The 5529-nt window shown below is 43.0% G+C and carries 8 protein-coding genes; 7 read left to right on the top strand and 1 reads right to left on the bottom strand.

All coding sequences use genetic code 11. The features are described from left to right. Window positions 1-63 precede the first annotated feature (63 nt). A complete protein-coding gene (locus tag F6K20_RS22435; protein WP_008190587.1) occupies window positions 64-189 on the bottom strand; it encodes a hypothetical protein in 126 nt (41 codons plus the stop codon). A 40-nt stretch (window positions 190-229) separates the two neighbouring features. Here F6K20_RS22435 and F6K20_RS22430 point away from each other — a divergent pair, with 40 nt between their 5' ends. The 7 genes from F6K20_RS22430 to F6K20_RS22405 all read left to right on the top strand — a co-directional run. Further along, entirely contained in the window at window positions 230-781 is a 552-nt protein-coding gene (locus F6K20_RS22430) for a 50S ribosomal protein L25/general stress protein Ctc (RefSeq protein ID WP_008190585.1), read from the top strand. Between the two features lie 272 nt (window positions 782-1053). Continuing rightward, window positions 1054-2073 (top strand): adenosine kinase, encoded by a 1020-nt coding sequence (locus F6K20_RS22425; protein ID WP_008190583.1) that lies wholly within the window; start codon window positions 1054-1056, stop codon window positions 2071-2073. A gap of 152 nt (window positions 2074-2225) precedes the next feature. Beyond that, window positions 2226-2804, top strand: coding sequence for a hypothetical protein (locus F6K20_RS22420; RefSeq protein ID WP_008190580.1), 579 nt, complete (start codon window positions 2226-2228; stop codon window positions 2802-2804). Between the two features lie 27 nt (window positions 2805-2831). Further along, complete coding sequence (locus tag F6K20_RS22415; protein WP_008190578.1) at window positions 2832-3050, top strand: hypothetical protein; 219 nt, start codon at window positions 2832-2834, stop codon at window positions 3048-3050. 124 nt (window positions 3051-3174) lie between these two features. After that, entirely contained in the window at window positions 3175-3360 is a 186-nt protein-coding gene (locus F6K20_RS22410; protein WP_008190569.1) for a hypothetical protein, read from the top strand. Window positions 3361-3691: 331 nt separating this feature from the next. Then, entirely contained in the window at window positions 3692-3856 is a 165-nt protein-coding gene (locus tag F6K20_RS40130; protein ID WP_081432012.1) for an excalibur calcium-binding domain-containing protein, read from the top strand. A gap of 807 nt (window positions 3857-4663) precedes the next feature. Beyond that, a partial coding sequence (locus tag F6K20_RS22405) for a trypsin-like serine peptidase (RefSeq protein ID WP_287296083.1) occupies window positions 4664-5529 on the top strand: 866 nt, incomplete at its 3' end.

Raw genomic sequence — 5529 nt, 5'->3', positions numbered from 1 at the left:
CTATTGGATGCTAGCGGTACACCGATAACTTCGGGAGTTTAAGTGCGTCAGGGTATCAGGGCGTCAGGGTGTCAGTCGGAGAGTTTGAATCTCAGTAGTTTCCGATTCGATTAAAAACCCTGACCTACCATTGAGGTCAGCACCTCCCTCGGTGGCGGAATCGACCGGTAGCTGACCAGTAATTGCCATTAATTTGGCTACGTTATCTCGAAGAGTTAAAGTCCTAGCGATGAATGTTACTGTAGAATGTCAAAAGCGACCAGAAGGTAGTAAGCCGAGAGCCTTACGCCGTTCTGGATTGATTCCCACCGTACTTTACGGTCACAATGGTGCAGAATCTGTATCCTTAACTATGACGGCTAAAGCAGCAGAAGACTTGCTTAAAACAGCCTCGGTTAATAATACCCTGATAGAGCTCTCTATTCCCGACATTTCCTGGAATGGTCCAGTGCTGCTGCGGGAGATACAATCTCATCCTTGGAAAAATTCCCTTTACCACCTCAGTTTTTTCTCAGTGGCTTCTCAAAATAAAGTAGAGGTTGTTGTACCTCTGAAGCTAGTGGGAGAAGCCGTGGGAGTTAAGCAAGGTGGAATTTTGCAGCAAAGGCTTACAACAGTAAAAGTGCAATGTCCCCCAGATAAAATTCCCGAAACCATTGATATTGATATATCAAATTTGGAACAGGGTAAGATGCTGTACATTTACGAGTTAGTCTTGCCAGAAGGGATCGAGGTTATGGATGAGCCTAAATTAAGTGTTCTTGCTATCACTTCTAAATAAAGCGTTGCAGAATACAGGTAAGCATATGCTTACCTTAAATCCTATTTTGTTAATTGCCGATTGAGCACTGAGAATTTTCACTGAGAATTTTCACTGTTCAATTTTAAATTAACAAATAACGTTCCATGATAAATATTCAACCGAAAACAATATCATTACTTTATACAGTAATCATAGAGCAATGATAGGTTGGTTATAGTTGTCTGATTAAGCCAGGGCAGAGTTAAAATTTCCCTGGCTTTTTTGTGAATGATTAGTTGGATTGGAAGAAAATGACAGAAAACTCTCAACAGTCAAGACCTATTGATGTCTTTGGTGTCGGAAATGCTTTAGTCGATATTCTGGCACTGGTGGATGATGATTTTATCCGGCAACATGACCTGAATCGAGGGGCAATGACTTTGATGGATGCCCAAAAGCAGGCTATGATTCTACACAATCTTGAGCATCATTCTCTGGAACTAAGCTCAGGAGGCTCGGCTGCTAATACTATGATTGCGATCGCTCAAAGTGGTGGTAAAGGCTTCTATTCCGGTAAAGTCTCTAGAGATACCAATGGGGAATTTTACCGACAAGACTTATTGGAGGCAGGGATTCAATTTGATGTGCATCCAGCTGAGCTATCTAGTGGTCCAACTGGTACCTGTGTGGTTCTAACTACCCCTGATGCTGAGCGTACTATGTGTACTCATCTGGGAGTGTCTACTACTTTGGCTCCTACTGATATTGATGTAGAACGACTCAGCCAATGCAAATATAGCTACGTTGAGGGCTATCTGTGGACGGGGGATGGCACTCGGAAAGCTTGTATTGAGGCTATGGAACAGTCCAAGCTTAAAGGAGTAAAGAGTGCTTTTACCTTTTCCGACTTCTTTCTAGTAGAGAATTTTGCTGATGATTTCCGTCAGCTGATTACAGATTATTGTGATGTGGTCTTCTGTAACGCGGAAGAAGCACGTCACTTCTGTGGATTGGAATCCTTGTCTGATTGTGCTGGTAAAATTAGTGAGTTAGTGGATACAGCTTTTATCACTGATGGCTCTAATGGTTGTTTAGTGGTGGAAAATAAAACAATTTTCCAGGTGCCTGGATTCCCAGCTAAGGCCGTGGATACCGTAGGAGCTGGTGATGCCTTTGCCGGTGGTGTGTTGTTTGGAATCACCAATGGTTTGACCACTAAGCAAGCAGCACGTTGGGGAAACTATTTTGCTTCAAAAGTAGTACAAACTCATGGTCCACGTCTGGAGGGTTCTCAGGCTGAGTCTGTCAAGGAAGTTGTTAGTAGCGATTAAGCTATTGTGTATTTAATTTAGACAGCTTTCGTTCGCGTAGCGTGGCCTACGGCCAATCATTGTAAGCATTCAGTCATCAGCTGTCAGCTAACAGCTGACAGCTGAATGCTTCCCAATTAGTAAACAGTTCCAAGTTAACTGTTTATTGAAAAATGACACAGACAGATATTCCCAGTTTAATTAACCAGATGATGCAGCCGGAATTTTATCCTCATCCGGTGAAACTACCTATTGAACTGATTCAGACCCATGCTTCCTATGTGCTGCTTACTGGCGAGTACGTCTATAAAGTCAAGAAAGCCGTATATTTTGGATTCCTGGACTATTCAAGTTTAGCTCAGCGAAAGCATTTTTGTCAAGAAGAAATGCGCATCAATCAGTCAGTTTCTCCTGAGATTTATTTGGAAGTTGTGCCAATCATTAAAACCAGTGATGGGTTTGGACTAGGGGGAGTGGGTGAGGTGGTAGAGTATGCAGTTAAAATGCGCCAGTTTCCTCAAGAGTCTCTGTTAAGTACTATCCTGGAACAGCAGAATCTTACCACAACTCATAGGTTGGAATTGGGAAAAGTTGTAGCTCAGTTCCATCAAAGGGCGAAGACCAATAATTATATCCGTAGTTTTGGCACAGTTGCTAAAATTCGGGAGGCGATTGACCAAAATTATCAGCAAAGCCAAAAGTACATTGGTGGACCTCAAACTGGGAGCAGGTCAAATAAGCCTAACAAATGAACTACTTGACAAAACAACAAAAATCCTGTGTTCGAGCCGGTCTTAGTTGCAGAACAGATGAACTATTTACCAGAGGAGCAAGCAATTACCCATGAGGGGGCGATCGATAAGGTAAAAATATTCGGTAAAAGTGACATACTCCCCCTATTACCTATTACCCATTACCCATTACCCATCACCATTCCCCATTCCCCATTCCCCATTCCCCATTCCCCAGATAAGCGTACAAATGTTCTGCATAAGTGACATGCTCCCTATTTGAGATGGTAAGTATGACCGACTGGCTTTCCGAGAATTAGCGATCGCAAAAGCCAAGCGTTATCAGTTACCGATACAAATTATTTACGCTCTGCGCACCAGAAGCTGTGTTATGCGAACGCGCCCCGCGTGGCCTACGGCCAATCGCTTATTATCTCGTAGTGGGGATGTGTCTGATGCTACGGTTGATTTGCTTAAGGGTCAACAGGCTGGATTTGAAGGGTTTACAGAAGAGGAACAATCTTTGGTGATTAGGTTGGATACTAGTCAGGATTGGGAATCCCAGTTGTTAAAGTAAGAAGTATGAACAAGGCATCAAGTATCAATTATGAAGGCTTAAGTATCAATTATGAAGTATGAAGGGTTAAGTATGCAGTGTAAGAGCATCTCAATTAGGCTTGACACAAGGAGTTAGAAGAATCTAATCTATGGTCAATGAAACTTGAACTGAGAACTTGAATCATGTAATCATGATCCATACTGATAATAAAAATAACAGTCACAAATGGGAGCGCTCTGATGTTATCGCTGCCTTTGCTTTAATAGTATCAATTTTGACTTTTGTATTTAGCTCTTCAGGACAGAGAGCACTATGTTCCATTGGAGTTTAAAATGAGACCTGTCCTGAAATCCCACCTTGTGTTATCGGTACAGGTGATACTTGTAATTGCGCGGATTTTAAAAGTCAAAGACAAGCTCAATTATTACTGAAAACCTATCCCGGGGATATTCACAACCTCGATGGTGATCAAGACGGTATAGCTTGTGAGAAGCTCTTACAAATCCAAAACTAAAGATGTACTTGGAGGACTGACTTAGGCGTTTGATTGACTTCAGGTTATAACCAAGGTTCAGAAACACCTGTTACCCAAGATCTGGCGGCCAATGCCAGTCGTTCATCTAGTAGTTTATCGATTACGTGGCCATTGAGGTTCGCTCGCTGTACGTGATTCTTATTCTCACAGGGCTGATCTAATGATATAGGGGATATAGGGTATGTATTTACAAATTGTTAAGCTGTAGGTGTTGATGCCCTAATGTGTTATACTTAAGTTGTAAAGAAAAATACAAATATGCGCTTATTATAAAGAGAAAAAGTTATTTATAGTAAGGAATCAAGGTCTTCTTTGTGGTATCAAAGGCGAAAAACATCTATGATACCAAATTTTAGCTAAAATCAGCAATCAGCTATCACGTTCTTGAGGGTTGGGTTGTTCAGGATAACTGATGTACTCCCGTACCTCAGTTAAATACCTAAGTTTTCCTTGATCAAAAAATTGACTATATAGCACTACCCATTCAGATTAGGACATTGTCTTGATGCAAAGCGCGAGTGGGGGAAACCACGGCAGTCGCTCATGGGGGGAACCCCCAAGACCGCGCTGCCTCCCCAAGAGCGTAATGGTGCGTTTTCCGCATTAAGAATTTAATTCGCCGACGGAAAGCGCACCTTTGACTTCTGACTTCTAACTTCTGACTTGCCCGTAGCGCTATAAGTACCCGCAAGGGTACTGTCAAGCCTAGTGCAACCTTGCGATTATGTACATGGAAAGAACATTCACTTGAGTTCTTTGTAGTAGTTAATTGTAAGGAGAATGGTTATGTCAGAAACTGAAATAGTTTCCAATCAAACCAACCAAGGCAAGGAAATAGAACGGGAGGATCAGCAGCTCCATGAAATCACTTCCAGCGAAACTCAATCCCAGTCAATAGATACCGAAGACCAATTTGAGGGAATGATGGGTCGCGGTGAAATCGAAGCAGTACCTGGATTCAATAAATCCCGAGCGCTTAATGAGGGTTTTGATTTCCAGGAAAGAATGTTGGTCACAGAGGATATGGAAAATCTTCCAGATGCTGGTGCTGGAGAATTCCAAAGGCCAGAGTCAGTATGTGGTAGTGACGACCGCATCCGCATTTCTTCACTTACTAGTATGCCCTGGCGATGGATTTGCCAGTTAATCATTACCAAAGCTAATGGGAGGCGGTCTCTGTGTACTGGCTGGTTGATTGGACCACGGACAGTAATGACTTCTGGACACTGCGTCTATAGCCATAGTGCTGGTGGTTGGGCCAGGAAAATTGAGGTCTTTCCCGGTATTGATGAAAACGAAGCTCCCTTCGGCTCCCAAGTTAGCACATCCTTCCGCAGTGTAAAAGGCTGGACACAAGAACAAGATGATGATTTCGACTACGGAGCAATTATTCTACCGGATGACACCCTAGGGAACCGAGTCGGCTGGTTCGGATTTGCCAATCTATCCGACGACTTACTCACAAATCTACTGATAAATAACTCTGGCTACGCTGGTGACAAACCATTTGGCACACAATGGTTCAATGCTGGTCGAATTACCAGAATCACTGGTCGCAAGCTCTCCTATATGCTCGATACCTATGGCGGTCAAAGCGGTAGCCCAGTCTGGCGCTTGCAAGATGGTCAACACCATGTAGTGGGAATTCACGA

The sequence above is a fragment of the Moorena sp. SIO2C4 genome (assembly GCF_010672485.1).
GTDB classification, from domain to species: domain Bacteria; phylum Cyanobacteriota; class Cyanobacteriia; order Cyanobacteriales; family Coleofasciculaceae; genus Moorena; species Moorena producens.
Note: the sequence above shows the minus strand (reverse complement) of the source record. Positions and strands in the feature narration are given on the sequence as shown.